The 24,888-nt window shown below is 70.3% G+C and carries 24 protein-coding genes; 17 read left to right on the forward strand and 7 right to left on the reverse strand.

Annotated features, from left to right (window positions below; all coding sequences use genetic code 11):
* Positions 1 to 4: 4 nt before the first annotated feature.
* Positions 5 to 547, forward strand: a complete 543-nt coding sequence (locus tag BLQ91_RS21510; RefSeq protein WP_090099080.1) for a potassium-transporting ATPase subunit C — start codon at positions 5 to 7, stop codon at positions 545 to 547.
* A 125-nt stretch (positions 548 to 672) separates the two neighbouring features.
* Positions 673 to 2,163 carry an amidohydrolase family protein gene (locus BLQ91_RS21515; RefSeq protein ID WP_090099083.1) on the forward strand — a complete coding sequence of 497 codons (1,491 nt, stop codon included), beginning with the start codon at positions 673 to 675 and terminating at the stop codon, positions 2,161 to 2,163.
* A 17-nt stretch (positions 2,164 to 2,180) separates the two neighbouring features.
* Here BLQ91_RS21515 and sph read toward each other — a convergent pair whose 3' ends face one another.
* Both sph and BLQ91_RS21525 read right to left on the reverse strand, forming a co-directional pair.
* Positions 2,181 to 3,104: a sphingomyelin phosphodiesterase gene (sph, locus tag BLQ91_RS21520; RefSeq protein WP_090099085.1), complete on the reverse strand. Its 924-nt coding sequence runs from the start codon at positions 3,102 to 3,104 to the stop codon at positions 2,181 to 2,183.
* A 59-nt stretch (positions 3,105 to 3,163) separates the two neighbouring features.
* Positions 3,164 to 3,754 (reverse strand): bifunctional 4-hydroxy-2-oxoglutarate aldolase/2-dehydro-3-deoxy-phosphogluconate aldolase, encoded by a 591-nt coding sequence (locus BLQ91_RS21525; protein ID WP_090099217.1) that lies wholly within the window; start codon positions 3,752 to 3,754, stop codon positions 3,164 to 3,166.
* Between the two features lie 147 nt (positions 3,755 to 3,901).
* Here BLQ91_RS21525 and BLQ91_RS21530 point away from each other — a divergent pair, with 147 nt between their 5' ends.
* From BLQ91_RS21530 to BLQ91_RS21565, 7 genes are all read left to right on the forward strand, one after another.
* Complete coding sequence (locus BLQ91_RS21530; RefSeq protein WP_090099087.1) at positions 3,902 to 4,975, forward strand: FAD-dependent oxidoreductase; 1,074 nt, start codon at positions 3,902 to 3,904, stop codon at positions 4,973 to 4,975.
* A 168-nt stretch (positions 4,976 to 5,143) separates the two neighbouring features.
* A complete protein-coding gene (locus BLQ91_RS21535; protein WP_090099220.1) occupies positions 5,144 to 5,713 on the forward strand; it encodes a helix-turn-helix transcriptional regulator in 570 nt (189 codons plus the stop codon).
* 124 nt (positions 5,714 to 5,837) lie between these two features.
* A complete protein-coding gene (locus tag BLQ91_RS21540) occupies positions 5,838 to 6,623 on the forward strand; it encodes a class I SAM-dependent methyltransferase (RefSeq protein WP_090099089.1) in 786 nt (261 codons plus the stop codon).
* 391 nt (positions 6,624 to 7,014) lie between these two features.
* Positions 7,015 to 7,863: a helix-turn-helix domain-containing protein gene (locus BLQ91_RS21550; protein ID WP_090099091.1), complete on the forward strand. Its 849-nt coding sequence runs from the start codon at positions 7,015 to 7,017 to the stop codon at positions 7,861 to 7,863.
* Positions 7,838 to 8,011 (forward strand): DUF397 domain-containing protein, encoded by a 174-nt coding sequence (locus tag BLQ91_RS21555; protein ID WP_090099093.1) that lies wholly within the window; start codon positions 7,838 to 7,840, stop codon positions 8,009 to 8,011. Before BLQ91_RS21550 ends, BLQ91_RS21555 begins: the two co-directional genes overlap by 26 nt.
* A gap of 58 nt (positions 8,012 to 8,069) precedes the next feature.
* Positions 8,070 to 9,656 carry a hypothetical protein gene (locus tag BLQ91_RS41510; RefSeq protein WP_090099095.1) on the forward strand — a complete coding sequence of 529 codons (1,587 nt, stop codon included), beginning with the start codon at positions 8,070 to 8,072 and terminating at the stop codon, positions 9,654 to 9,656.
* Positions 9,657 to 9,769: 113 nt separating this feature from the next.
* Positions 9,770 to 11,809: a VWA domain-containing protein gene (locus BLQ91_RS21565; RefSeq protein ID WP_090099097.1), complete on the forward strand. Its 2,040-nt coding sequence runs from the start codon at positions 9,770 to 9,772 to the stop codon at positions 11,807 to 11,809.
* On the opposite strand, the gene BLQ91_RS41515 is transcribed toward BLQ91_RS21565, so the two are convergent.
* From BLQ91_RS41515 to BLQ91_RS21575, 3 genes are all read right to left on the reverse strand, one after another.
* The gene (locus BLQ91_RS41515; RefSeq protein ID WP_176959876.1) at positions 11,780 to 11,947 is read right to left on the reverse strand and encodes a hypothetical protein; all 168 of its coding nucleotides are present in this window, start codon (positions 11,945 to 11,947) and stop codon (positions 11,780 to 11,782) included. The genes BLQ91_RS21565 and BLQ91_RS41515 overlap by 30 nt on opposite strands.
* Positions 11,948 to 12,033: 86 nt before the next feature.
* Positions 12,034 to 12,342 (reverse strand): thioredoxin, encoded by a 309-nt coding sequence (gene trxA / locus BLQ91_RS21570; RefSeq protein ID WP_090099099.1) that lies wholly within the window; start codon positions 12,340 to 12,342, stop codon positions 12,034 to 12,036.
* Complete coding sequence (locus BLQ91_RS21575) at positions 12,333 to 12,719, reverse strand: MerR family transcriptional regulator (protein WP_090099101.1); 387 nt, start codon at positions 12,717 to 12,719, stop codon at positions 12,333 to 12,335. The genes trxA and BLQ91_RS21575 overlap by 10 nt, the downstream gene beginning before the upstream one ends.
* 328 nt (positions 12,720 to 13,047) lie before the next feature.
* Here BLQ91_RS21575 and BLQ91_RS21580 point away from each other — a divergent pair, with 328 nt between their 5' ends.
* The 7 genes from BLQ91_RS21580 to BLQ91_RS21610 all read left to right on the forward strand — a co-directional run bounded on the left by BLQ91_RS21580 (position 13,048) and on the right by BLQ91_RS21610 (position 19,381).
* On the forward strand, positions 13,048 to 13,902 hold the full coding sequence (locus BLQ91_RS21580; RefSeq protein ID WP_090099104.1) for an LLM class flavin-dependent oxidoreductase: 855 nt from the start codon (positions 13,048 to 13,050) through the stop codon (positions 13,900 to 13,902).
* Positions 13,899 to 15,170 (forward strand): LLM class flavin-dependent oxidoreductase, encoded by a 1,272-nt coding sequence (locus BLQ91_RS21585; RefSeq protein WP_090099106.1) that lies wholly within the window; start codon positions 13,899 to 13,901, stop codon positions 15,168 to 15,170. The genes BLQ91_RS21580 and BLQ91_RS21585 overlap by 4 nt, the downstream gene beginning before the upstream one ends.
* A 231-nt stretch (positions 15,171 to 15,401) precedes the next feature.
* On the forward strand, positions 15,402 to 16,250 hold the full coding sequence (locus BLQ91_RS21590; RefSeq protein WP_218130353.1) for an amino acid ABC transporter permease: 849 nt from the start codon (positions 15,402 to 15,404) through the stop codon (positions 16,248 to 16,250).
* On the forward strand, positions 16,247 to 16,969 hold the full coding sequence (locus tag BLQ91_RS21595) for an amino acid ABC transporter ATP-binding protein (protein WP_090099110.1): 723 nt from the start codon (positions 16,247 to 16,249) through the stop codon (positions 16,967 to 16,969). Before BLQ91_RS21590 ends, BLQ91_RS21595 begins: the two co-directional genes overlap by 4 nt.
* Positions 16,970 to 16,981: 12 nt before the next feature.
* On the forward strand, positions 16,982 to 17,914 hold the full coding sequence (locus BLQ91_RS21600; RefSeq protein WP_090099112.1) for an ABC transporter substrate-binding protein: 933 nt from the start codon (positions 16,982 to 16,984) through the stop codon (positions 17,912 to 17,914).
* A gap of 11 nt (positions 17,915 to 17,925) precedes the next feature.
* On the forward strand, positions 17,926 to 18,378 hold the full coding sequence (locus tag BLQ91_RS21605) for a winged helix-turn-helix domain-containing protein (protein WP_090099114.1): 453 nt from the start codon (positions 17,926 to 17,928) through the stop codon (positions 18,376 to 18,378).
* 136 nt (positions 18,379 to 18,514) lie between these two features.
* Positions 18,515 to 19,381, forward strand: a complete 867-nt coding sequence (locus BLQ91_RS21610) for an aminoglycoside phosphotransferase family protein (protein WP_090099116.1) — start codon at positions 18,515 to 18,517, stop codon at positions 19,379 to 19,381.
* A 146-nt stretch (positions 19,382 to 19,527) separates the two neighbouring features.
* Here BLQ91_RS21610 and BLQ91_RS21615 read toward each other — a convergent pair whose 3' ends face one another.
* Positions 19,528 to 20,349: a helix-turn-helix domain-containing protein gene (locus BLQ91_RS21615; RefSeq protein WP_090099223.1), complete on the reverse strand. Its 822-nt coding sequence runs from the start codon at positions 20,347 to 20,349 to the stop codon at positions 19,528 to 19,530.
* Positions 20,350 to 20,403: 54 nt separating this feature from the next.
* Between BLQ91_RS21615 and BLQ91_RS21620 the strand changes: the two genes are divergently transcribed.
* Complete coding sequence (locus BLQ91_RS21620) at positions 20,404 to 21,156, forward strand: nuclear transport factor 2 family protein (protein ID WP_090099118.1); 753 nt, start codon at positions 20,404 to 20,406, stop codon at positions 21,154 to 21,156.
* 350 nt (positions 21,157 to 21,506) lie between these two features.
* Here BLQ91_RS21620 and BLQ91_RS21625 read toward each other — a convergent pair whose 3' ends face one another.
* On the reverse strand, positions 21,507 to 24,404 hold the full coding sequence (locus tag BLQ91_RS21625; RefSeq protein ID WP_090099120.1) for a helix-turn-helix transcriptional regulator: 2,898 nt from the start codon (positions 24,402 to 24,404) through the stop codon (positions 21,507 to 21,509).
* Between the last annotated feature and the right edge of the window lie 484 nt (positions 24,405 to 24,888).

A 24,888-nucleotide genomic window follows, 5' to 3' on the forward strand; every position in this document is an offset into this window, starting at 1 on the left:
ACCGATGGACAACTTCCTCAAGCAGTCGTGGGCGGTCCTGCGGATCCTGCTCGCCCTCACGGTGCTCCTCGGCGTGTTGTACCCGTTGTCGGTGTGGGGCGTCTCGCGGCTCCCCGGCCTGCACACCCGCGCCGAGGCGCAGAACACCGACCTCGTGGCCGTGGTGCGCGAAGGGGACCGGTACTTCGTGCCGAGGCCGTCCGCCACGACGCCGCCCGCGTCCGGTGGCTCCAACAAGAGCGAGATCGACGAGGACTACACGGTGGTCGTCGCGGAGCGCAGGACGCGGGTCGCGCGCCGCGAAGGCGTGCCGGAGAGCCAGGTCCCGCAGGACGCCGTGACGGCCTCCGCGTCCGGTCTCGACCCGCACATCAGCCCGGAGTACGCGGCGTTGCAGGTGCCCCGCGTGGCGCGCGCGTCCGGGCTGCCGGTGGAGGAGGTCCGCGAGCTGGTCGCCGACCACACCCGCGGCACCTTCACCACCACCGTCAACGTGACAGCGCTGAACCGCGCCCTCGACAGCGCCACCGCAGAAGAGGGACGGTGACGTCCGTGCCGGTGCTCGTCGACCACGTGGTGGTGTGCACCCGGCCGTGGAAGCGGGTGCCAGCCCTACTGTCCGCCCTCCACGGAGCCGCTAGCGTGGAGGAACTTCGGGGGAGAGGTGGAGCAGTGGGGGATGTGGCACGCCGGGACCTGTTGTCCTGGATCGGAAAGGGCGCGCTCGGGGCGGCCGTGCTGGGAGTGGTGGGGCACCCGGCGGAGGCGTCGAGCGGCGTCACGGTGCTGCGAGGGGCCACGCTCGTCGACGGCACCGGGCGGCCCCCCGTGCGCGACGCGACCGTCGTGCTGGCCGGCGACCGGATCCTGGCCGCCGGACGGCACCGCGACGTCCCGCGCGGCGCTCGGGTGGTCGACCTCGCCGGGAAGTACGTGATCCCGGGCTTGTGGGACCTGCACACGCACGCGACGTACTTCGAGAACACCCTCGCGCCGTTGCACGTCGTCCAGGGCGTGACGGGCGTCCGCGAGATGTTCGGCCTGCCCGAGACGCACGACACCCGTCGCCGCATCGAGTCCGGTGAGATCCTCGGTCCGCGCATGGTCGTCGCCAGCGCGATCGTCGACGGTCCCGGCTCCATCTGGCCAGGGTCGGACGTCGTGCGCACCCCGGACGAGGCCCGCGCCGCCGTGCGCCGCGCCAAGGACGGGGGAGCGGACTTCGTGAAGGTCTACTCGTTCCTGTCCCCGCAGTGCCACGCCGCCATCGCCGACGAGGCGCGCCGGTTGCGGATCCCGTTCGCGGGCCACGTTCCCGCACGGGTCCCGGTGCAGGACGCCTTGGCACAGCACACGCACGAACACCTCTACAACCTGTTCACGTCCACTTCGGACAACGCCGACGTCCTCTACGCCGAGCTGCGCGCGAGGCCCGACGACCAGGCGAACCCGAACTGGTGGGGCCGTCACGCAGGCCGGGTGGAACGCGCGGCCGTCGCCACGCACTCGCCCGAGCGGGCCCGGAAGCTGTTCGCCGCCATGGCCCGGCAGGGCACCTGGCAGTCGCCGACGCTCTTCGTGGAACGCAACATGTCCCGTTCACCCGAGAGCATCACCAGCGACCCGGTGGCGCTTGAACGGATGCGGTACATCCCGGCCGATCTGCGCGCGCAGTGGCAGGCGATCATGTCCGGTCGCCCGCCCCGCACCCCGGAGGAGGTGGCCGAACTGCGGAGGTTCGGCGACGCGCGGATGCGGCTGCTGGGGCAGATGCACGAGGCCGGTGTCGGTGTCGTCGCGGGCACCGACGCGGGGTTCGCCTACGTCTTCCCGGGCTTCTCGCTGCACGACGAACTGGCGCTGCTCGTCCAGGCGGGCCTGTCGCCGATGGCGGCGCTCCGGGCGGCGACCAGCGAGGCCGCCCGGTGCCTCGGACTGGGCCACGAGACCGGCACCGTGACGCCCGGCAAGCAGGCCGACCTGGTCGTGCTGGACGCGAACCCGCTGCAGGACATCACGAACACAAGCCGCGTGCACGCCGTCGTCACCCGTGGCCGCTACCTCGGACCGGCCGACAGGGCACGGGTGCTGCGCGAGATCGAGGCGGCGGCGCAGGAACCCGTCGACGCTCCGCGCACTCCGATGGGCTGCTGCGAGCACTGAGGTGGCGCCCGCCGGGCTCAGCCGGCGAAGACCGGGTAGTGGTCGGACAGGTCGTTGTAGGTGTACTTGCGCCCCCACGACCAGATCGACCACTCAGGACTCTTCACGCGCCGGGTCTCGTTGCGCAGCAGGGGACCTTGCACCGTCAGCACGTAGTCGAGCTGCTCGGACGCGTACTCCGGCCCGTACTGGTCGCGGCAGACGCTGTTGTCCGCGCAGTCCCACGAGAACGGGTGCCCGCTCATCTCGGGGGTCCGCGCGCCCAGGTCCGCGACCATGCGCGGGAACTCGGCGCTCGCCCCGACCACGTTCAGGTCGCCGGCCACGTAGACGGGCTCGGCCGCGGGGATGTTCCGCGCCGTGAGGAACGCCCTGATCTCGGCGCGCTGCTTCGCCCGGTACCCACCGGGCGCACTCGCGCACGCCGAGTCCTCGGCCTGCATGTGCGTGCCGATCACGTGCAGCGGCCCGGACGGCGCCTCGACCCGCACGTACGCGAACCCCTTGGCGGACAACCAGTCGGCGCCGCAGCCGTCGCGGTAGACGTGCTGGATCCGCGTGCTGATCGGCCACCGGCTCAGCACGGCGACCCCACCGTCCTCCGGCGTCGCGTCGCTGTACCGGCCGCTGGTGACGTCCCACCCGGCACGGCTGCGGCCGAGCACCGGCGTCTGGTGGGGGTAGGTGTCGCGCAGGTTCGCGAGGAGGCGGTCGGACGCGGTGTTGTCGAAGGCCTCGTTGAGCACCACGACGTCCTGGCCGTCCAGCACGCCGGTGCTGTCGACGAGGTCGGCCCGCTGGACCTGGCCCCAGTTCGGGTAGAGGTTCCGCGAGAGCATGAACACGTTGTAGGTGGCGATCCTCGGGGCGGCCGGGGCCGCGACCGCGGGGGCGGCGGAGATCGTGAGCACGGCAGCGGCGGCGAGCGTGATCAGGCGCATGAGGCCCGATGGTGGAGGACGTGAAAGTCTTTCACAACCGGGCGGGGGTGTCGTATCGATCAAGCGCGGATGAACGTCTTGATCTCCTCGATCGGCGTGCGGGCGAGGGCGGACCCGACCCCGCAGGCCACCGCGCCCGCCTCCAGCCAGGCGGGAACATCCGCCGGTGCCACCCCGCCCGTGGGCACCAACGGCGCGTAGGGCAACACGGCCAGCACGTCCTCGACCCACCGCGGTGTCGGCGCCGGGAACACCTTCACCGCGTCCGCCCCGGACTCCAGCGCCTGGACGACCTCGGACACCGACCCGGCTCCGGGCAGCACCGCCGCCCCGTACCGGTGTCCGGCGCGGATCACCGACGCGTCCAGGTTCGGTGCGACCAGGAACTGCGCCCCGGCTCGAACGGCGGCCACCGCGGAAGCCTCGTCCAGCACGGAGCCCGCGCCGATGACAGCCGAGGGGTGGTCCGCCCGCAGCACCCGGATCGCCTCCAGGGCACCGGGGTTCGTCAGCGGGAGCTCCAGGGACGTCAGGCCGGCCTCCAGCAGGACGGTGGCCGCCTGGACGGCGGAGGCGGTGTCGGCGGTGCGGATGATCGCGATGATGCCCTGCCGCACGACCGCCCGGGTGATCTCGTAGCGGTAGCTCACGTCCGCCACGTTATTGCACCTGCTCGGTGTCGTGTCAGCGCTGTCAGCCGGTGCCAGGGAGGTGTGCGCCCGGTGCCAGCGGCCGGGCGGAGGGTAGGTCGTGCCGGCCCACCACCGGGCGGCACGACCCACCAGGAGAGTTCACCCATGCAGGTCACGATCATCGGCGCCGGTCTCGGCGGCCTCACGCTCGCCCGCGTGCTGCACGTCCACGGCATCCCCTCCGCCGTCTACGAGGCGGAGGAGTCGCCGACGGCGCGGACGCAGGGCGGGATGCTCGACATCCACGACTACAACGGCCAGAAGGCCGTCGAGGCCGCCGGTCTGGTGGACGAGTTCCGCGCGCTCGTCCTGGAGGGCCGCCAGGCCCTGCGCGTGCTCCACCCCGACGGCTCGGTGCTGTTCGAGAAGGGCGACGACGGCACCGGCGGACGTCCCGAGGTGCAGCGCGCCGACCTGCGCCGGATGCTCCTCGACTCGCTGCCGGAGGGCACCGTCCGCTGGGGCCACAAGGTGGTCGGCGTCCAGGGCAGGACGGTGACCTTCGCGAACGGCACCACCGTCGAGGCGGAGGTGCTGGTCGGCGCGGACGGCGCGTGGTCCCGCGTCCGGTCCGCCCTGACCGACGCCAAGCCGGAGTACACCGGCGTGTCGTTCGTCGAGACGTACCTCCACGACGCCGACACCCGGCACCCGGAGGTGGCGAAGGCGGTCGGCGGCGGAATGATGATCGTGCCCTCGCAGGGCAAGGGCATCTTCGCGCACCGCGAGAGCGGCGGCACCCTGCACGCCTACGTGGAGTTCACGAGGCCGCTGGAGTGGTTCGACGACCTCGGCAGGATCGCCGCCGAGTTCGAGGGCTGGGCGCCCGAGCTGACCGCGCTGATCACCGAGTCCGACACCGAGCCGGTGTTCCGCCCGCACCACGCCCTGCCGTCCGGACACCGCTGGGACCGCGTGCCGGGCGTGACCCTCCTCGGCGACGCCGCGCACCTGCAGGCCCCGAACGGCGAAGGCGCCAACCTCGCCCTGCTCGACGGCGCCGACCTCGCCCTCGCGCTCGCCGAGCACCCCGGCGACGTCGAGGCCGCGCTGTCGTCGTACGAGGAGACGATGTTCGTGCGCGCCGCCGAGACCGCCGCGGACTCCGAGGAGATGGTCCAGAGCCTGTTCGGCGACGAGCCGCCGCAGAAGCTCCTCGACCTGCTCCTCGACGCCTGACCACCAGGGCGAACAGGGCCGCCATGACGGCCACGCCGGTCGCCGTGGCGGTCCGCCGGGCAGGACGGTGAGAGGTGGTGTCGGTGACGAACAGCGCCATCAGCACGAGACCGTTGCGGACACGGCGAAGCCAAGCACTGTTTGCTCATCAGGCATACGCTCATGCGCATGACGCAAGAAGATGGCGACCTGGACGGCCTCGTGCGCAAACGCATCCGCGCCCTGCGGGTGGCGCAGGGCTGGTCCCTCGACGAGCTGGCCGGCCGGGCCCGGCTGAGCCCGTCGTCGCTCAGCCGCATCGAGAACGGCCAGCGCCGCCTCGCCCTGGACCAGCTGGTGGTCCTGGCGCGCGCCCTCGACACCTCGCTGGACCAGCTGGTCGAGACCGACACCGACGACGTGATCGTCAGCCCCATGCTCGACGGCGCGCACGGCACGATGCGGTGGCCGATCAAGGCCGAGCCGGGCATGACGGTGATGCGCCAGCGCATGACCTCGCCACCGCCGGACAACCCCGCCTCGCTGCGCGCCCACTCCGGGCGGGAGTGGCTGGTGGTGCTGTCCGGGGTGGCGGTGCTGCTGCTCGGGAACCGGCGGATCCGGGTGGAGACCAACCAGGCGGCCGAGTTCCCCACGATGCTGCCGCACGCGATCGGGACGGCTGGGGGGCCCTGCGAGATCCTCGGGATCTTCGACCGGGAGGCTCGGCGGGGGCACAACGCGGATCGGAAGGGCTGATCGGGAGGCCGGTGAGGTGGTCAGGAGTGGTCGACCTTGCGCCCAGGGCAGCTGGCCGGGCGATCTTCTTGCCGGATGCGCAAGCGGTCGTGCATCTGACGCATGGCCGACCTACGTTGAGGGCATGAACGACCACAGACACGGGCATGGACACGGTCACGGGCATGGCCACGGGTACGGGCACGGCCACGCCGACATCATCGACCAAGCCGAAATCCTCGACCTCGACGCCGAACTGCTCGCCACCCACACGGCCGACATCATCGATTGGCTCCCCACCACCTCGCCGCGTCACGTGGTCGACCTGGGCGCCGGCACGGGCGCGGGCACCTTCGCCCTGCTCGCCCGCTTCCCCGAGGCCCACGTCACCGCGGTCGACTCCTCGCTGGAACACCTCCAGCGCCTGCGCGTCAAGGCGGGCGAGCGAGGCCTGGCCGACCGGGTCCACACCGTCCTGGCCGACCTGGACACCGACGTGCCGGACCTCGGCGCCCCGGACCTGATCTGGGCCTCCGCCTCCCTGCACCACCTGAAGGACCCGGCACACACCCTCCGCCGGCTCCACGACGTGCTGGCGGCCGGCGGTCTGCTCGCCGTCGTCGAACTGGCCGGCATGCCGCGGTTCTTCCCCGGGCAAGCCCCGGACGCCCTCGACGAACGCCTGCCCCACCGCGGCGCCGACTGGGGGCCGATGCTCACCGCGGCGGGCTTCGTGCGGGAAGGCGAACGCACCATTACCGTCCACATCGAACGGTCGCCGGAGGTGGAGCGCTACGCGCAGATCGTCCTCGGCAGGCAACTGCCGCCGCAAGAGGCCGCCAAGGCCCTGAGCCGCGACGACCTCGCCCTGCGCACCGAACGCACGGTGTGGGCGGCAAGGCGGAGGCCTCCCCTGGGATCCGGCGGGTGATGTTCGGATCCTGGGTCGGGTTCGCCCTGGAGTTCCACGTCGAACGGGACCCGGGACTGCTGTGCGTCGACATCTTCGCCGGCGGCCTGCACGTGAACTCGTGGGACAACGCGTTCTACCCGCCGTTGCTGGTCAAGAAGAACAAGGACGAGCTCGGCCGCCTAGCGGAGGGCGCACCCGGCTACCAGTTCCTGGAGTGGGGCGAGTGCACCGACGAGGTGCTGGTGTTCGCCGAGGCCACCGGCGGAGTCTGGAGGTCGCCGAACGCGAGTGGGCCACGAGGCTTGCCGCCATCAAGGCGCGCGACTAGCGGGAAGCTTCGACCGGTGCCGCCCCGATTTCACCCCATCGAGCCCCTTGTTGCTCTTCGAGCAAGCCCTAACGTCGAGCCATGGCCACGAGCACACCGTCCACTGCGTACAGCAGGGACCTAGGCGACGAACTGCGCAAGGTGCGCGAAACCAGCACCGGTCTGACGGGCGCGGCCCTCGCCGTCCGCCTGGGCTGGGACCCCAGCAAGGTCTCGACGCTGGAGAACGGCAAGTACCGCCCCAGCGAGATCGACCTGGTGCAGTACCTGTCGATGCTGGGCAAGGACATCGACTTCTTCGAAGACTTCAAGCGGCGCTACCGCAACGCCTTCGAGGAGTACATCGTCCAGGTGCCGGACAACCTGCGGACGCTCGCGATGGCGGAGTCCACGGCCACGACGATCACCAGCTACGACCCGAACGCCGTGCCGGGTCTGGTGCAGACACCGGAGTACGCCGACGGGCTTTACCGGCTGACCGGGGTCGTGCCCGAGGAGCGAATCCCGACCGTCGTGCAGTTCCGGATGGATCGGCAGGCGATCCTGAGGCGGCATGATCGACCGAAGTGCCTGTTCTACGTCCACGAGCAGGCGTTGCGGATGAGGGTCAGCGACCACGCGGTCATGGAGGACCAGTACGCCAAGCTGTTGTTCAGCTCGCACGCGATCCGGATCGTGCCCGCCGAGGTGTCCGTGGCTTGGACGAGCTGTGTGCTGTGGGAGTACGAGAAGGCGATGCCGGTGGCGTTCACCTCGACCGACCTGGCCAAGGTGTTCGTGCAGGATCCGGGCGTGATCGCCCGCACCCGGTTGCTGTTCGACCGTCTGGCTGAGATCGCCTTGGATGCGGAACAATCGCGGAGCAAGCTGGCGGAGTACGTCGGCCGACCGCGAGAGGACTTCGATGACCCAGGACAGCTCATGGCGTAAGAGCAGCTACAGCGGTGGCACTGAGGACGACAACTGCGTCGAGGTGTCGCTGTCCGCTGACGCTCTCGTCCGTGACTCGAAGAACCCCTCCGGAGGTGTCCTGACCTTCAGTTTCGCCGCCTGGAAAAATTTCCTCGAAACTCGTTGAACCGCGGCTCGTCCCCCTACGTGTTCCCGCCGTCGAACGGGATCGAGGGGACAGGGTCATGGCTGACGAGAAGACGGTGTTGATCGGCCGCTGCGGCCCGACGGTGAAGCTGCCCAAGCAGGGCAGCCGGGTCGTGCCGCTGCGCCAGGCGGCGCCGCTGCGCGTGGACGTGGCGGGCGGTGGCCCGGTGGGTCTCGCGTTCGCCTGCACCGTGAAGTCGCTGCTGGGCGACGGCGTCTCGATCCGCGTCCACGACCGCCGCTGGACGCGCCGGGGCGACCGCGTGGTGTGGAAGGGCGCTGCCGAGGGCAACAACCGCCGCGAGCAGGTCGTGACGCTGCAGAGCAACGTCTGGGCCGCCCTCCCGCAGGCCGTGCGGCAGCGCCTTTTCGCGCCCGGCAAGTTCTCGGAGATGTGGCCGCTCGGCCCGGACTCCCCGGCGTCCAAGGGGCGTCCCCGCAACATCAAGATCCGCTGGATCGAGGACTGCCTGCTCGACATGGCGCAGGACGTCTACGGCATCGAGGTCGTCCCCGAGGCCTACACCGCGCCGGCGAAGTTCGACGGCCTGCACGTCCTCGCCATCGCCGACGGCGCGCGCTCCGCGACCCGTGACGCGTTCTCGGCGCAGTTCGGCACCCCGAGCCGCGAACTGTTCTCAGTGGACGGTTCCCCGCTCGACGAGCGCGTCCTCGGCATCCGCGTCACCGCCAAGTCGCCCGACGAGCACACCGTCCCGCTCACCGTGGCGCAGAACAGGTTCCTGTTCAACTCGCTCGGCGGCGGCTTCATCAACATGCGCCTGACCGCCGAGGAGGCGTCGGAGATCGTCGCGCTCGGCGAGAGCGGCCCCGTCTCGTGCATCGGCAAGTTCGGCTGCACCATGCGTCCCTCCGCGAACGGCCGCTTCGTCTGCGACCGCCACCGCGCGGTCTTCAAGCCGTCCGTCGACAAGCTCTCCTACCTGTGGCCGCGGATCCTCGACGGCCTGCGCTTCTTCGGCGTCGGCGCGGCGGACGTCGTGGGCATCACGTCGTTCACGCTCGGCATGCAGCAGATGTCGAAGTTCACCGCCCAGCTGGCCCCGTCCACCTTCGGCTTCCTGCTCGGCGACGCCGCGAACTCGCTGCACTTCTGGCCCGGCCGCGGCCTCAACACGGGCCTGAAGAGCGCCCTGTCGCTGGCCGTGAACCTGCAGAAGCGCTGGCGCGGCAAGGATTTCCGCGCCGCCGACTTCGCGCAGCACGAGGGCGTCATGCAGCAGCTGCAGTACCGCGAGAAGTCGCGCGCCTGGACCACCATGCTCATGCCCGACTCCGAGGGCACCCCGCGCGGCATCGAGGACCGCATCCGCGAGGGCCTGCAGGGCCCGTTCGACCGCGCGGCCCTGGTGCAGGCGATGTACGAGCGGGTGCTGGACATCAAGAAGCGCCTGGGTGACCGGATGGGCCCGCTGGCGACCGACGAGTGGTACTACGGGCGGGTGAACGCGCTCGACACGCGGACGCTGAAGGTCATGGTGGAGTCCGGCGCGTGGATCACCCGCGAGATCGGGGGCGAGGAGGTCGAGGTGCCCTCGGCCGAGACGGCGGCGCCGGCCGCGGGTGCCGAGCCCGTTCGCCGCGGCCTTTCCCTGGTGTCGTAGACGATTCGCTGCCATTTCGCGGACAATTCCAGTCCGGCGGGAAAGATCGTGCGCGGCGGGTGGCTTTCGGTTACTTTGTGACCTCGTCGTGATTCCCTGCAGGGACAGAGTTGATGAATCTCGCCTGGCTCCTCGTGCCCATTGCTGTCGCACTGGCGGTCGTCGTTGTCGTCGTGCTGCTCCGCAGGAAGAGCGCGCGCCGCGAGCGGGACTGGTGGGATTCCGGCCCCGCGGTGGCCGATGCCGGGAAAAGCGGCATCGGAGGGGTCAGCGCTCCGGCGGAGGACGATGTCCCGACGCTCGAGCTGCCGCCGGTCGTGAGGTACGGGACCCTTCCCGGCTACGACCAGGGCGTACCGCCGAGCCCGGTCAACGTCGACGAGCCGCTCGTGGGTTACGGGCAGCCCGCGACCGTCAGCACGCACGGTACCGATCCGGACTACGAGCCGGATGAGTGCGACGTGCCCCCGATGAGCCGCCCACAGCCGGATGACCGCGACGTGTTTACGGCGAGGGGCCTCGAGCCCGCTGCCCAGGTCATCCGCCCGATCTCCGCCGAAGCGCCCGGCTGGCCGAGGTTCGTGGTGCCGTTCGACGACGACCGCGGTCCGCTCCCGCGCAACGGCCTGTACGTCCGCCGCAACAACGCGTTCGGCACGAAGGCGACCGCCGGCATCGCCGACCTGGTCGACCAGGGGGTGCTGATCGACCAGACCCAGGTGCGGTTCGACGATTTCGTCGCCTCGAACCTCACCGGGATTCCGTCACCGCCGCCGGGGGAGGCGCTGGCCGTGAGCCACGGCGTCGCAGCGGCGGGAGAGGACTTCCGCGCGAGGCCGGACACCACCCACTTCGTCGAGCTGGCGCTGCGTGCCGGTGACATTCCACGCCGAGCACCGCGAGAAAGCATGCCGGTGAACTTCGTGTTCGTCGTCGACACGAGCGCGTCCATGGAAGGTTCGAAGCTCCGCACGGTGAAAACAGCGATTCGCGAGCTTTATGCCCAGCTGCGCGAAACCGACGTCCTGGGAATCGTCACGTTCGACACGCGGGTCCGCACGGTGCTGAAGGCCACCCCGAAAGCGGAGATCCCGCCGCGACTGCTCGAAGACGTCGTCACGGAGCTGAAGGCCGACGGAGGCACGGACATCAACATGGGCGTGCTCTTCGGCGTCGACGAGATCGCCCGGCACTCGGGCGGCCGTCCGGACCTCGTCAACTGCCTGTACCTGTTCTCCGACGGCGACCCGACCTCCGGTGAGCGCGACTGGATCAGCATCCGCCGCACGGTCGCCGAGCGGGTCCGCGGCGACATCACCCTGTCCTGCTTCGGGTTCGGCGAGGACGCCCGCCTGCGCGAGCTGGAAGCGCTGGCGGGCGTCACCGGCGGCTTCTGCACGCTGGTGACCGACCCCGACGACGTGCGCCTGCACCTCGCCGAGGACCTGACCCGGCGCGAACACCTGGCCGCCATCAACGTCCAGCTGCGGCTCCGGCTCGACGAGTCCGTGACCGCGTGGCACCTCTACGGGCACGACCTGGTCACCGACCCGTCCACCCGCGCCCGCGTCGAACGGGAGGTGGCCACCGCGAAACACCGCGCGAGGGACGACTTCGGCGTCGAGTCGCTGCCCGACCTCGTCACCGGAGACGAGGGCATCCGGATCTTCGCGCCCGACCTCGCGGAAGGCGAGACGTACTGGGTGGTCCTCGAGGTCGAGGCCCCGGACGGCACGACGGACTTCGGCAGGGCCACCGTGCAGTACGTCGACGTGGTCGCCCGTGACACCCGCCGCCACGAACTCGAACTCACCGACGGGGCCATCGCCCCGGAGACGGTCTTCGCGCACGCGGTGGGCCTGCACACCAGCGAGGTCGTGTTCCACGCGCTCGAAGACCTCTACCAGGAGGACCGGGAGGCGGCCCGCCGGAGGCTGGCGGACCACGTCGAGACGCTGCGCGCGGCCCACACCGTCAGCCCGTCGCCGCAGTTCCACTCGGACCAGGTGACCGTCCGGAAGCTGACGAGCCTCGTGCACAACGTCGGCCTGGTCCAGGCGTGGTCGGACCGGGGAGAGGGCGCGTTCACGATCTTCACCCTCAACCGGATGGGCCGCAGCAGGTCAGGCTTCGCGCGCAGGAAGTTCGACTAGCACCGGGTTCGCCACGTCCGCGTTGCTCGCGGCGTGGTGGCGCTGCTCGAAGGCCCGCCGGGCCTGCCGCAGACCGCCGAGCAGCTCGGCGTCCCGCCGCGTGCCGCGCTCGAAGGCCGCCGGCACGAAGCCGAGCACCGCACACGACCAGCAGGACCGGTGCGGCGACGCTCAACCGTTCCGACGCAACGCTGCTCGCCAGGATGCACTGGAAGATGGGCGGCTCACGCGCGCAGCGCGTCATCCAGTTCGGCCAGCAGGCGGGCCTTGGGTCGCGCTCCCACGATCTGGCGGATCGGCACACCGTCGCGGAACAGCAGCATCGTCGGCAGCGACATGACCTGGTGGTCGCGGGCGCTGGCGGTGTTCTCGTCGGCGTTGATCTTGAGCACGGTCAGGTCGTCGCGCTCGCGGTCGATCTCGTCGAGCACGGGCGAGAGCATGTGGCACGGCCCGCACCACTGCGCCCAGAACTCGACGAGCACGGTTCCGGTCCGCGTCTTCTCCGCGAACGTGGCGTCGGTCAGCTGCACTGGAACTCCTCAGATTCGGGCACTAGGCACGGGTCCTGGAAGGCGAGACCGGCCAGCAGGAACTCCCGGACGGCCGTGAGCCGCTCCAGGCAGGCGTCCACCTCGGCGAGCTTGCGCCGGTAGACCTCCCGCGAGTCCGGGCACGAGTCACCGGACTCGTGCCCGGCCCGGAGGCACGCCACGAACGGTCGCGTGTCCTCCAGGGACATCCCGACCGCCTGCAACGACTGGATCTCCCGCACCAGCCGCAGGTCGTGTTCGCCGTACTCGCGGTACCCGTTGGACGTGCGCCGCGCCTCGAGGAGCCCCTGGGACTCGTAGAAGCGCAGCGCACGGGTGGTGGTGCCGGCTCGCTTGGCCAGTTCGCCGATCCTCATGGACCGAACGCTAAACCTTGACGCTCACGTCAAGGCAACCGTTCCAGTCCGCGGACAACCCCATGACCCGCTGCCGCCGGACGACCCGGTGACCCGGCGCGATGCCGGTGCCGCCGTGCTCGGGGTGCGGCAGGTGGACGGGCGCGGTGGATCCGGCAAGCCCGCAAAGCCTTCGCGCCGCCGGGGGTGGGGTGGGGTCCGAGTTCGCCTCGTCTGCGGCGCCTGCTCGAAAAATTCCCGAACCGCCGAGCTTTCCCACCCTGTGGCCGTCCCGGCACCACCCCCTCGACCGCGCCCAGAATGCGAGGACCAGACGAGAGGGGATCCGGTGGGCTCACGACTGCACCTGGCCGCCGCACTGCACGCGTCCGGCGACGAGGCCTTCACCGCGAAGCACTGGGCCGGGCTCGCGCGCGAGGCCGAGGACGCCAAGCTCGACTTCGTCACCTTCGACGACGCGCTCGACGGACGGCCGGGCCTGGACGCGGTGCTGACGGCGGCCCGAATCGCTCCGCTGACCAGCAGGATCGGCCTGGTCCCGACCGCGGTGGTCACGCACACCGAGCCGTTCCACCTGTCCAAGGCGATCGCGACGCTCGACTACGTGAGCAAGGGCCGGGCCGGGGTCCAGCTCACCACAGCCCCGGACGTCGCCACCGCGAGGCACTTCGGGCGCCGTGACGACCTCGGCGACCTGTGGGACGAGGCCGTGGACTACGCCGAGGTCCTGCGCCGGCTGTGGGACAGCTGGGAGGACGACGCCGAGATCCGCGACGAAGCCACCGGCAGGTTCATCGACCGCGAGAAGCTGCATTACATCGACTTCGAGGGCCGCTGGTTCCAGGTGCGCGGCCCGTCGATCACCCCGCGTCCGCCGCAGGGGCATCCGCTGATCGCCGCCACACAGCCGTTGGGGGACATCGTGTTCAGCGACGACCTGTCGGCTTCCGACAAGCTCGTCTTCCGAGACGTCGACGAAACCACACCGGTGGACCGGCTCGTCGCCTGGCACCGGGAAGGCTTCGCGGGCTTCCGCGGCGAGCTCCGCCACCTCACCGGCACCGTCGTGCCGGAGCTGCGGAGAAGAGGGCTGTTCCGCGAGGAGTACGAGCACACGACGTTGCGCGGCCACCTGGGTCTGGCCCGGCCCGTCAACCAGTTCGCCCGAAGGAGCGTGGGATGACCAAGCAGATCCACCTCGCCGCGCACTTCCCCGGCGTGAACAACACGACCGTCTGGAGCGATCCGCAGGCGGGCAGCCACATCGAGTTCGACTCGTTCGTCCACTTGGCACAGACGGCCGAGCGGGCCAAGTTCGACTTCTTCTTCCTCGCCGAGGGGCTGCGACTGAGGGAGCAGGGCGGTGAGATCTACGACCTCGACGTGGTGGGTCGGCCGGACACGTTCACCGTGCTCGCCGCGCTGGCCGCCGTCACCGAACGGCTCGGGCTCGCCGGCACGATCAACTCCACCTTCAACGAACCCTACGAGGTGGCGCGGCAGTTCGCCTCGCTCGACCACCTGTCGGACGGGCGCGCGGCGTGGAACGTGGTCACGTCCTGGGACGCGTTCACCGGCGAGAACTTCCGCCGCGGCGGGTTCCTGGAGCAGGAGGACCGGTACGCGCGGGCCGAGTCGTTCCTGCGCACGGCCTGGAAGCTGTTCGACACCGGGATCGGCGCGTTCGAGCACAGCGACGAGCACTTCGACATCGGCGGCACGTTCGGGGTGCCGCGGTCGCCGCAGGGGCGTCCGGTGATCCTCCAGGCCGGTGACTCCGAGGAGGGGCGGGAGTTCGCGGCCGCCACCGCCGACGCGATCTTCTCCCGGCACGGCACGCTGGAGGCGGGGCAGGAGTTCTACCGGGACGTGAAGGGCAGGCTGGAGAAGTACGGGCGCACGCGCGATCAGCTGGTGGTCCTGCCCGCTGCGACGTTCATCCTCGGCGACACCGACGCGGACGCCCAGGAGAAGGCCGCGGTCGTGCGGCGGCAGCAGGTCAGCGGGGCGACCGCGATCCGGTTCCTGGAGCAGGTGTGGAACCGCGACCTCAGCGGCTACGACCCGGACGGGCCGCTGCCCGACGTCGAGCCGCTGACGGGGGAGAACACCATCGCACGGGGACGCGCGAGCGTGCGGATGTTCAAGGACCCCGCGGCCACGGTGAAGGAGTGGCGGGAGAAAGCGGCGGCCAAGAACCTGACCATCCGCGACCTCGTGATCGACGTCAGCGCGCGGCAGACGTTCATCGGGTCGGCGGACAGCGTCGCCACGCAGATCGACGACCTGGTGCAGCAGGACGCGGCGGACGGTTTCATCCTCGTGCCGCACGTGACACCCGGCGGGCTCGACGAGTTCGCCGACACCGTCGTGCCGCTGCTGCAGGAACGCGGCGTCTTCCGCACCGAGTACTCAGGTCCGACGTTGAGGGATCATCTCGGTATCCGATAGTTGTTCACCACGTGGACGTCCTTGCCCGAGCCGTCGGGCGGTACCTAACGTGAACGTCGTTGAGTGAGTGCTCTCCTCAAGAGCGCAGGGAAGGGAGGACAGGGTGAACGCCGCGTTGGTCCTGTCCTCCCGCTGCCACATCGACTGCACGAGCTGAAGTTCTTCTCGCTCGTCTCACGTCCCCCGCCGCAGCAAGGACCCGCCATGACGTCTTCCGGCACCCTGACGCCGATGTCCACAAAGGACGACGATTTAGCCTCCTCACCGGTCGTGCCGGCCCGCTACCCCTGGCGCTGGGTCGGCGTCGCCTTCGTGCTGGTGCTCGCTGCGCAGTTCGTGCACGGCCTGGTCACGAACCCCGCGTGGGACTGGCCCACGTTCGCCCGCTACTTCACCGCGCAGTCGATCCTGACGGCCGTCGGCACGACCATCGTGCTGACCGTGCTCGGCACGGTGCTGGGGTTCGCGCTCGGCATCGTCGTCGCGGTGCTGCGGATGTCGAAGAGCCCGTTCCTCTCCGCGGTCGGCTGGACCTACATCTGGGCGTTCCGCTCGATACCGCTGATCGTGCAGCTGTTGTTCTGGTTCAACATCTCCTACCTCTACAGCAGGCTGAGCCTCGGCATCCCGTTCGGGCCGGAGCTCGTGAGCTTCGAGACCATCGCGCTGATCAGCCCGATGGGCGCGGCGGTGCTGGGGCTCGCGCTGCACCAGGCGGCGTACGCGGCGGAGATCGTGCGGTCCGGCGTCATCTCGGTCGACCGGGGGCAGCTGGAAGCGGCGGCCGCACTCGGCATCCCGAGGTTCCGCCAGTTCCGCAGGATCGTGCTGCCGCAGGCGATGCGCTCGATCCTGCCCAACGCTGCCAACGAGGTGATCAGCCTCTTCAAGGGCACGTCCGTCGTCTCCGTGATGGCCATCGGCGAGCTCTTCTACCAGGTGCAGGTGATCTACGGCCGCAACGCGCGGGTCGTGGCGCTGCTGATGGTCGCGACCGTCTGGTACATCATCCTGACCACCCTGCTCTCGATCGGCCAGCACCACGTCGAGCGCTACTTCGCGCGAGGAGACCGCCGGTGATCAAGGTTCTGGGCGTGCACAAGAGCTTCGGTTCGCTGGAAGTGCTGCGCGGGGTGTCGCTGACCGTCGCCGCCGGCGAGGTCGTGGTGGTGCTCGGGCCGTCGGGTTCCGGCAAGTCGACGCTGCTGCGCACGATCAACCACCTGGAGAAGGCCGACCGCGGGTTCGTCGCCATCGACGGCGACCTGATCGGCTACCGCCGCCGCGCCGGCAAGCTCCACGAGCTCAAGGAACGCGAGATCCTCAAGCAGCGCAAGGACATCGGGTTCGTCTTCCAGAACTTCAACCTCTTCCCGCACCTGACCGCGCTGGAGAACGTCGCGGAGGTCGCCGACCTCGCCTCCGCGCGGCACTTCCTGGAGCGGGTCGGCCTGGAGGACAAGGCGTCCGCCTACCCGCGGCAGCTCTCCGGAGGTCAGCAGCAACGGGTCGCGATCGCACGGGCCCTGGCCACGCGGCCGAAGGTCGTGCTCTTCGACGAACCCACGTCCGCCCTCGACCCCGAGCTGGTCGGCGAGGTGCTGGACGTGATGCGCGACCTCGCCCGCACCGGCACGACGATGGTCGTCGTCACCCACGAGATCGGCTTCGCCCGCGAGGTGGCCGACCGCATCGTGTTCATCGACGGCGGCGTGATCGTCGAGGAGGGGGCACCGGACGAGGTGCTCGACCGCCCGGTCCACGACCGGACCCGCGCTTTCCTGTCCAAGGTTCTCTAAAAGGAGCTCGTTGTGCGCAAACTACTTCTCGCCGTTCTCGCGTTCGGACTGGCTGCCTGCGGCACCGCCGGCGGGGAGGAGCCCGTCGAGGTCGCCGGCCTCAGCGTGAACCTCGGCCCCGACCAGAAGCGGATCACCGCCACCAGGGACGACAAGATCGCCGCGAAGGTGCCGGAGAAGTTCAGAGCCAAGGGGGAGCTGACAATCGGCGGATCCGCCGGCACGGCACCGCCACTGCGGTTCTACGCCACCGACGACAAGACCGTGATCGGCGTCGAGACCGACATCGCGTCCCTCGTCGCCGACGTGCTCGGGCTGAAGCCGAAGCTCGAGGTCTCGTCGTGGGAGAACCTGTTCGTGGGCCTCGACAGCGGAGCCTACGACCTCGGCCTGTCGAACATCACCGTCACCGAGGCGCGCAAGGAGAAGTACGACTTCGCCACCTACCGCCTCGACACGCTGGCGTTCGAGGCGAAGAAGGGCGGCACCTGGAAGGTCCGGGAGCCGAAGGACGTCGCGGGCAAGGTCATCGCCGTCACCTCCGGCACCAACCAGGAGAAGATCCTCGTCGACTGGAGCGCCAAGAACGTCGCCGCGGGCCTGAAGGCCACCGACATCAAGTACTTCCAGAACTCCTCGGACTACTACCTCGCGCTGCAGTCCGGCCGCATCGACGCCTACCTCGGCCCGAACCCCACCTCCGCCTACCACGCGGCGACGTCCGGGCAGACCGAGGTGATCGGCAACTTCTCCGGCGGCGCCACCGTCCAGGGCAAGATCGCCGCGACCACCAAGAAGGGCAGCGGACTGGTCGTCCCCGTCCAGGAGGCGCTGAACCAGCTGATCGCCAACGGCAAGTACGCCGAGGTCCTGAAGCGCTGGGGCCTGTCCGACGAGGCCGTGCCGACGTCCGAGATCAACCCGCAGGGTCTGCCCAAGAGCTGAGGAGGTGCGTCATGAGGTTCAGCATCACGATCGACACCGAGGACGAGGGGACCGCGCTGCGCCTGCTCGGCGCGCTCAAGGAGGCGGGCCTGGCGCCCGCCGCCGAGGCGGCGGTCGAGGAGGTGGACGTCCGGATCCTCCCGGACACCCGCCAGGTGCTGCTCCACGGGCGGCCCGTCGAGCTCACGCGCCTCGAGTTCGAACTGCTCCAGCACCTGTGCGAGCACACCGACCGGGTGCACCGCCGCCGTGAGCTGCTGGCGGCTGTCTGGGGCGTCAACGACGGCTGCAGCGGCGCCCGCACGGTCGACGTGCACGTCCGCCGGGTGCGCCAGAAGCTCGGTGGCGCGGCGGACGTCATCCAGACCGTGCGCGGCGTCGGCTATCTGGTCGCGTCCAGCGCCCGCGTCAAGGTGGAACGCTCCCCGAACGTGGTGCGGCTGGCGGACCGGCGCGCCGGATGACCGACGGGGCAGGGATGATGGCCGGCTGCACGAGTGCGTGAGCAGGGACGGCCGGGCCGCTGCCGTTCGAGAAACGAGTTGCCGAGGCGGTGGGGACGGTGTTGCATGCGTAGCTGACCTCCGGGGGAGTTGATCGATGCCCGAGATCGCTACGGATGTGGCTCTCGTGCGGGAACTGGTCCGCACGCAGTTCCCGCACTGGCGGGGGTTGCCGGTCCGGGAGGTCGCGCACGGCGGCACCAGCAACGCGCTCTACCGGCTGGGCGACGAGCTCGCGGTGCGGCTGCCCCGCCGCGAGTGGTCGTCCGGCGACGCCGCCCATGAAGCTCAGGTCGTGCCGGTGGTCGCGCCTTCCCTGCCGGTCGCGGTGCCGGAGCCGCTGGAGCTGGGCTCGCCGACGGAGTCCTACCCCCACCAGTGGTCCGTGGTGCGGTGGATCGACGGCGTGATGGCTCCCGTCGAGGCGGTCGGTGAGGACGTCCCGGTCCGGCTGGCCGAGCTGGTCCGCGCGCTGCAGTCGGTCGACGCCGGTGACAGGCCGTGGAAGACCGGTCGTGGCCGGGTGAGCGGCATCGAGGACGACGCGGCGGTCCGCTCGTGCATCGCCGAGCTCGGCGGGAACCCGCGGCTCACGGCGATCTGGGAGGAGTCGCTGACCGCGCCCCGGTGGGAACGGCCGGGACGGTGGCTGCACGCCGACCTGCACGAGGGCAACCTGCTGTTCACCGGCGGCTCGCTGACCGGCGTGATCGACTGGGGGAGCGCGGGGGTCGGTGACCCGGCGGCCGACCTCATGACGGCCTGGCTCTACCTCGACTCCCGCGGGCGCAAGCTCTTCCAGCGCGAACTCGCCGAGTTCGACGACGCGGACTGGGCACGGGCGCAGGGGTGGGCGTTGCACCTCGCCGTGCTCGCGCTGCCGTACTACCGCGAGACCAACAGGTTCCTGGCGGGCATCGCGAGCCGCACCCTCGACCGGCTCTGCCCGGGCTGGGACGACTGACGCGGATCGACCTGTCCGTCAGCGACATCTCCGTCAGCGACGCGGGCGTCCAGCGGGCTGTCGCGGAGCTCTCCGTCCTGGCCCTCGCGCGGCACGGCGACAGCATCCCGTCCGTCGCCGGGATCGCCCGTCACGCCCTCGGTCAGCTACTCGCGGAACGCCCCCGGTGATGTCCCCGTCTCCCGGATGAAGAACTTCGTGAAGTTCGTGGCCTCGCTGAACCCCAGCCGGTGTCCGATCGCGGCCGAGGACAGGTCGGTGTGCACCAGCAGCCGCTTGGCCTCCAGTGCCACCCGCGCGTCGATCAACGCCTTCGCCGACTGCCCGGTCGCGGCGAGGCAGATGCGGTTGAGGCTGCGCGGCGAGTAGCCGATCCGCGCCGCGTACTCGGCGGCGTTGCGGGTCGTGGCGAACGAGCGCTCCAGCTCGTGCTGGAAGCGTTCGAACCGCGGGTCCAGCCGCGCGGGGTCGTCGCCGGTCGGCAGCCGGGCGACGCGGAGCAGGAAGGCGCCCAGCAGCACGCGGAGCAGGTCCACCGGCTCGTTGGTCAGCAGGTTGCGGCGGTACTCCTGGCGGAGGTCCTGCGCGGCACGGGTGAAGACGGCCATCTCCGCCCGCGGCACCGAACGCCGCACCGGGCCGAAGGCGCTGGGTGCCGACGCCGGGAACGCGGGGGTGAAAAGCACCACGGACGCCTCCAGCTCACCGCTGGGCAGGCGCAGCACGCGGCCGGGGCTGACGTGCAGCAGCGTGCCGGGGGAGCAGGGGTGGTCCACGAAATCGACCATGGTGCCGCCGGTGCCCGACGTGACCAGGAACAGCTGGTGGAAGTCGGTGCGGTGCACCTTGGTCAGGGTCTCGGCGGTGAGCCTGCGGCGGAGCGCGGCCAGGTCGAGCGCTTCGAGGCCCAGCTTCCCGCGGTCGGGGTTGCTGAAGCCGAACTGTGCGACCTGTCCACTTCTGACCATGACGAGGCGGGATCCTACCTCGTTCCGCAGCGACCGCCGGGCCACTGTGGAGCCATGAACAACAAGGAACTCGTGCTCAAGGCCACCGGCGAACTCTTCGGCGACAGGGACCCGTCCGCGGTGGACCGCTGGGTGTCCCCGGACTACCGCCAGCACAGCTCGCTCGTCGCGGACGGGCCGGAAGCGTTGCGGGGCCTCGTGTCGGCCCTGCCGGACGGTTTCCGCTACGACCTGGCGCGCGTGGTCGCGGACGGCGATCTCGTCGCCCTGCACGGCGTCTACCACGGCTTCGGGCCGCAGCCGCTGGTCGCGTTCGACCTCTTCCGCGTCGAGGACGGCAAGCTCGCCGAACACTGGGACGCGCTCACGCCCGTCGTCGAGGAGACCGCGAGCGGACGGTCCCAGACGGACGGTCCCGCGCGGCCCACCGGTGCGGACACCGAACGCAGCCGTGCCCTGGTGGAGGAGTTCGCGCAGCGGATCCTCCAGGACGCCGACTACTCGGCGCTGACCGACTACATCTCGACCGAGACCTACCTGCAGCACAACCCCGAGGCCGCCGACGGGCTCGACGGGTTCGGCGCCGCCGCGGCGAAGTGGTCCGAGCAGGGCAGGAACCTCGTCTACAAGACCGTCCACCGCGTCGTCGCCGAGGGCGACCTCGTGCTGCTGCAGTCGGAGGGCGAGTTCGGCGTGCCGGTCGCCTACTGGGACCTCTTCCGCGTGCAGGACGGCAAGATCGTCGAGCACTGGGACGTGATCACGCCGGTCCCCGCCGAGCTGTCGCACTCCAACGGGCTGTTCTGACGTGCTCGCCACCCTGCCGGGGGGTGCCGGCTCGGCGAACCAGTCGCCAAGCCGGCGCGGCAGGGGAAACGCCGGTGTGCCGTCGCATCGTGAAGTCATGCCGAGTCGCGGGGAACAGCGATCCGGGATTGGTGTCTTGATGAGCGGATCGCAAAAACCGGACCAGCCCCGGCTGCGGTCCTGTGTCAATCGTGTCCACGTGCGACTGTTGAGGCACTTCGTCTTGTTTTGACGCGGCGAGCGCCTTCACGCGAACGGCGAACTCGGGCCTCGTGGCCGCGGCCCGATGTGCAGTGGGGCACGGCAGGGGAAACACTGAAGTGCCCCGAACACCTGCTCGCCGGCGGATGTCACCTCCGTGAGACGAATCCCGCGAGTGCGGAGGGCAGCTGGGTCCGGCGGCGCACACCGAGCTTGCGGTAGATGCTCGTGAGGTGGAACTCGACCGTGCGTCGGGAGACGCTCAGCTTGCGCGCGATCTCGTCGTTCGAGTTCCCTTCGAGCACCAGCCCGGCCACTCGGTGCTCGTGCGGCGTCAGCGCGAGCGCGTTGGCTCGAGGACCGGGTGGCACGACCTTCGTCGGTTCGGCCGGCCGCGGGATCCGGGCGCGTGCAGTGCGGGCGGAGACCGGGTCGGCGGGCTTTTCTCCCGTTTGCACGGCGACGCCGCACTGCTCGCCGAGCTTCTTCGCCTCCGCGAGGTGGTTCCGGGCGGTGTTGTGCTGTCCTTTCTCCCCCAGCGTGCCGGCGAGTTCCAGCAGCACCTGCGCGTGCAGCATCCGCGCGGACGACGGCCGCAGCACCGACTCCGCCTCGGTGAGCCACGGAGCAGCGGCGGCGCCGCCGGTCACGATGCCCATCGTCAGCAGCGCACGGCCGATCACGCTCGGCGCACCCCACTTCCGCGCCAGTTCCACCTCCCGCAACGCCAGGTCGAGAGCGGGATCCCGCTGCCCGAGCTTGAGGTGCGCCAGCGCCGCGTACGACCGCCAGGGGCGCAGCGCCGGGCTGGGCCGGCCCCACGCCTCGAACCGCTCACCGCACTCGAGCTGGTCGGCGAGCGCTCCCTCGGTGTCGCCGAGCTCCATGCGCAACGCGCCCCTGGAGTGCAGCAGTGCGGTGTGGTGCCAGGTGGACGGCAACGCCCTGAACCTGCCGAACGGCCGGAGCGCGTTCTCCGCCGCCTTGACGTCGCCGAGGGCCAGCTGGGCGCGAACCTGGGCGTCGACGGCGTAGACCTGTCCGAAGTGGTCCGGGGGGAGTGCCGCTGTCCGCGCCGCGGACAACGCGAGCTCCGCGTCCGCGACCGCCTCCGCGAAGGACCCGCGGTGGTAGTGCGCCCGCGACCGGAGGGTGTGGCCGAGCAGGACGATCAGCGACAGCCCTTCTCGATGGGCCTCGAGCAGGATCTCGTCGCAGTACCGCATCACCAGCTCCGCCTCGTCGGCGCGCAGCAGGGAGTTGAGCACCCCGACCATTCGTTGCGGGTAGTGCAGGATGGCGGGCGCTCCGCCGGACAGCGCCGCGAGCGCCGTCTTCCGGCACAGCGGCAGATCGATGCCGCGGTTGCTGGCGTCCTCGGCGATCAGTCCCGCCAGCCTGCGGCCGTGCTCGTCACCGCGGCGCCACTCCTGCTCGTCGAACTGGCGGAAATCCACCTGACCGGTTGTCTGGGTCCGGGACGGCACGGTGATCCGCTCCAGCAGCCGCAGCATTTCGACGACCGCGGGGATCTTCGACCCGATCTCGGCCTCGGTCCGGCGCAGCACCTCGCTCGCACTGTCGTAGGCGCCGTCGAAGTAGAGGACCTGGGCGAGGCGGCAGGCGACCGCGAGGACCTCCTCCGGATCGTCCAGCCCGGTCATCCCCTCTTCCAGGTGCACCACGGCCATCCGCGGGTCGAAGTAGACCTCGGCGAGGCCGAGCCGCACCAGCAGGTCCTTCCTCTGCGAGGTGGACAGTTCCTCGTCGAGAGCTCTGCTGAGGAGCTTCGCGCCGGTGCGGGGATCGCCCGCGGCCGTCGCGGTGTCGGCCGTGGTGCGCAGGGCTGCCACCGCCCAGGCACCCAACCGGGAGGACGTTCGCAGCACGTGGTGTGCCACGACAGGAGCGGGGGCCCGCGTGCGGTGCAGGTGTCGCGCGGCCTTGGCGTGCAACTCCTCGCGTTCCTGGTAGGGGACCGCGCCGCCGATCGCCGTCTTGATCACCGGGTGGGAGAACGCGAGTTCGTCGTCCGGTGCGAGCAGCCCCATCCCCTCCAACTGCCGAACCAGATCGGCGGCCGCGCCGTTGCTCACGCCCATGACAGCGGTCAGCAGGTCCAGGTCGTCCGGCTCCACGACCGCGATCGCCTTGGCGACCTCGACGAGTTGGCGTGACTGGCGGTTGAGCCGTGCGAGCATCGATCGGCCGAGTTCCTCGGGGTCGAGGCCGGGCAGGGCACCCGCGGCCTCTTCGTCCGGTGGGGTCGATCGTTCCCGCATCTGACCCAGGACGTGACTCGTCACCATGGGACAGCCGCCGGTGGCCTGGAGGACGGCTTCGACGAAACTCCCGTCCGGTGTGCGTCCGAGCACCTGCTCGGTGAGCTGCACGACGTCCTGCGCCGTGAAGACCGTGAGCCTCGTGGACTGGGAGTAGAGCTCCAGCTCCGCGATCAGCAGGGGATCGGCCGGACGGATCCCGGGCGTGCGGGTCAGCAGGGTCACGACCGGGAGTTTGGCGACGCGGTGGAGCAGGTAGTTCAGCCAGCGCAACGACGGCACGTCAGCCCATTGCACGTCGTCGACGACCAGGCAGAGCGGTGCGCGTTGGGCGAGACGCACGGTGAAGCGGTAGACGTCCCGGATCGCCCGCAGGACGTGGACGTCGTCCATGTCGCGCACTTCGGCGGTGAAGTGCCCGGCGATGGCGCCGTGCCCGTGCGGTGTCCCCTCACCGTCCTGGCCCTGGGACAGTTCCTCGCGCAGGTGCTCGAAGAGCTGCTGGACGACGGCGAAGGGCAGCTCCCGCTCCATGGGCGAGGCTTTCGCCCGGCAGACCACGAACCCGCGCGCCTGGGCGAGGTCGCACGCCGCGTCCAGCAGCGCCGTCTTGCCGATGCCGGTCGCGCCTTCGACCAGGATCGTGGCGGGCGTCGCGTGCTTCGTCGATTCGAGAGCATCGACAATCCGTTTCAACTCCGGACCTCTGCCGACGAGAGTGGTCCGGCTTCCGGTATTCCGGTGGTGCTGCGAGTCGGCGACCATTCTGCGCGCTCCGTGGTTGTCGGCTAGGCCATTCGGGTATTGCGTGACTCACACCTTGGTCATATAGGGCGTCCTGTTGATTTCACGGTGGGAGTACCCGTTTGGTCAAGTTGATGACCTCTCGCGGGTGTAGGACTTTCTGGCGATGAAACCGCAGTTCAAGCGGATGGGAGTCGGTGCCGGGGTGCGACAACGCCATGATCGGGCATGCGTTACGCCGAGATTTCTCACATGTTCATCTGGGAGTCCCCGGCTCTGCCGGAAACCCGGTGTGCTCCCTCCGGAGGTTTTGTCGATCTCCGAGTGAGTGAAATCACGCCGTTGGACGATCTTCGCGACGGCGGAAACGCTGTGCTCGCATTGATGCCGCTGACGCGGAAGATTTCACCGCATCGGTCTTGTGCGAGACGCTGGGAGCGGTCCGCCGGTACCGGAGTCGCGGCGGTCGTGCACGAGATCCCGCCGTCACCGCGGCATGGTGCGG

The organism is Lentzea jiangxiensis, from assembly GCF_900104175.1.
Lineage (GTDB): Bacteria > Actinomycetota > Actinomycetes > Mycobacteriales > Pseudonocardiaceae > Lentzea > Lentzea jiangxiensis.

Bases quoted from the DNA above. Each gene is read 5' to 3' on its own strand.
- BLQ91_RS21510 (WP_090099080.1), top strand. From the start codon at position 5: ATGGACAACTTCCTCAAGCAGTCGTGGGCGGTCCTGCGGATCCTGCTC.
- sph (WP_090099085.1), bottom strand. From the start codon at position 3,104: ATGCGCCTGATCACGCTCGCCGCCGCTGCCGTGCTCACGATCTCCGCC.
- BLQ91_RS21530 (WP_090099087.1), top strand. From the start codon at position 3,902: ATGCAGGTCACGATCATCGGCGCCGGTCTCGGCGGCCTCACGCTCGCC.
- BLQ91_RS21535 (WP_090099220.1), top strand. From the start codon at position 5,144: ATGACGCAAGAAGATGGCGACCTGGACGGCCTCGTGCGCAAACGCATC.
- BLQ91_RS21540 (WP_090099089.1), top strand. From the start codon at position 5,838: ATGAACGACCACAGACACGGGCATGGACACGGTCACGGGCATGGCCAC.
- BLQ91_RS21550 (WP_090099091.1), top strand. From the start codon at position 7,015: ATGGCCACGAGCACACCGTCCACTGCGTACAGCAGGGACCTAGGCGAC.
- BLQ91_RS21555 (WP_090099093.1), top strand. From the start codon at position 7,838: ATGACCCAGGACAGCTCATGGCGTAAGAGCAGCTACAGCGGTGGCACT.
- BLQ91_RS41510 (WP_090099095.1), top strand. From the start codon at position 8,070: ATGGCTGACGAGAAGACGGTGTTGATCGGCCGCTGCGGCCCGACGGTG.
- BLQ91_RS21565 (WP_090099097.1), top strand. From the start codon at position 9,770: ATGAATCTCGCCTGGCTCCTCGTGCCCATTGCTGTCGCACTGGCGGTC.
- BLQ91_RS21575 (WP_090099101.1), bottom strand. From the start codon at position 12,719: ATGAGGATCGGCGAACTGGCCAAGCGAGCCGGCACCACCACCCGTGCG.
- BLQ91_RS21585 (WP_090099106.1), top strand. From the start codon at position 13,899: ATGACCAAGCAGATCCACCTCGCCGCGCACTTCCCCGGCGTGAACAAC.
- BLQ91_RS21590 (WP_218130353.1), top strand. From the start codon at position 15,402: ATGTCCACAAAGGACGACGATTTAGCCTCCTCACCGGTCGTGCCGGCC.
- BLQ91_RS21605 (WP_090099114.1), top strand. From the start codon at position 17,926: ATGAGGTTCAGCATCACGATCGACACCGAGGACGAGGGGACCGCGCTG.
- BLQ91_RS21610 (WP_090099116.1), top strand. From the start codon at position 18,515: ATGCCCGAGATCGCTACGGATGTGGCTCTCGTGCGGGAACTGGTCCGC.
- BLQ91_RS21615 (WP_090099223.1), bottom strand. From the start codon at position 20,349: ATGGTCAGAAGTGGACAGGTCGCACAGTTCGGCTTCAGCAACCCCGAC.
- BLQ91_RS21620 (WP_090099118.1), top strand. From the start codon at position 20,404: ATGAACAACAAGGAACTCGTGCTCAAGGCCACCGGCGAACTCTTCGGC.
- BLQ91_RS21625 (WP_090099120.1), bottom strand. From the start codon at position 24,404: ATGGTCGCCGACTCGCAGCACCACCGGAATACCGGAAGCCGGACCACT.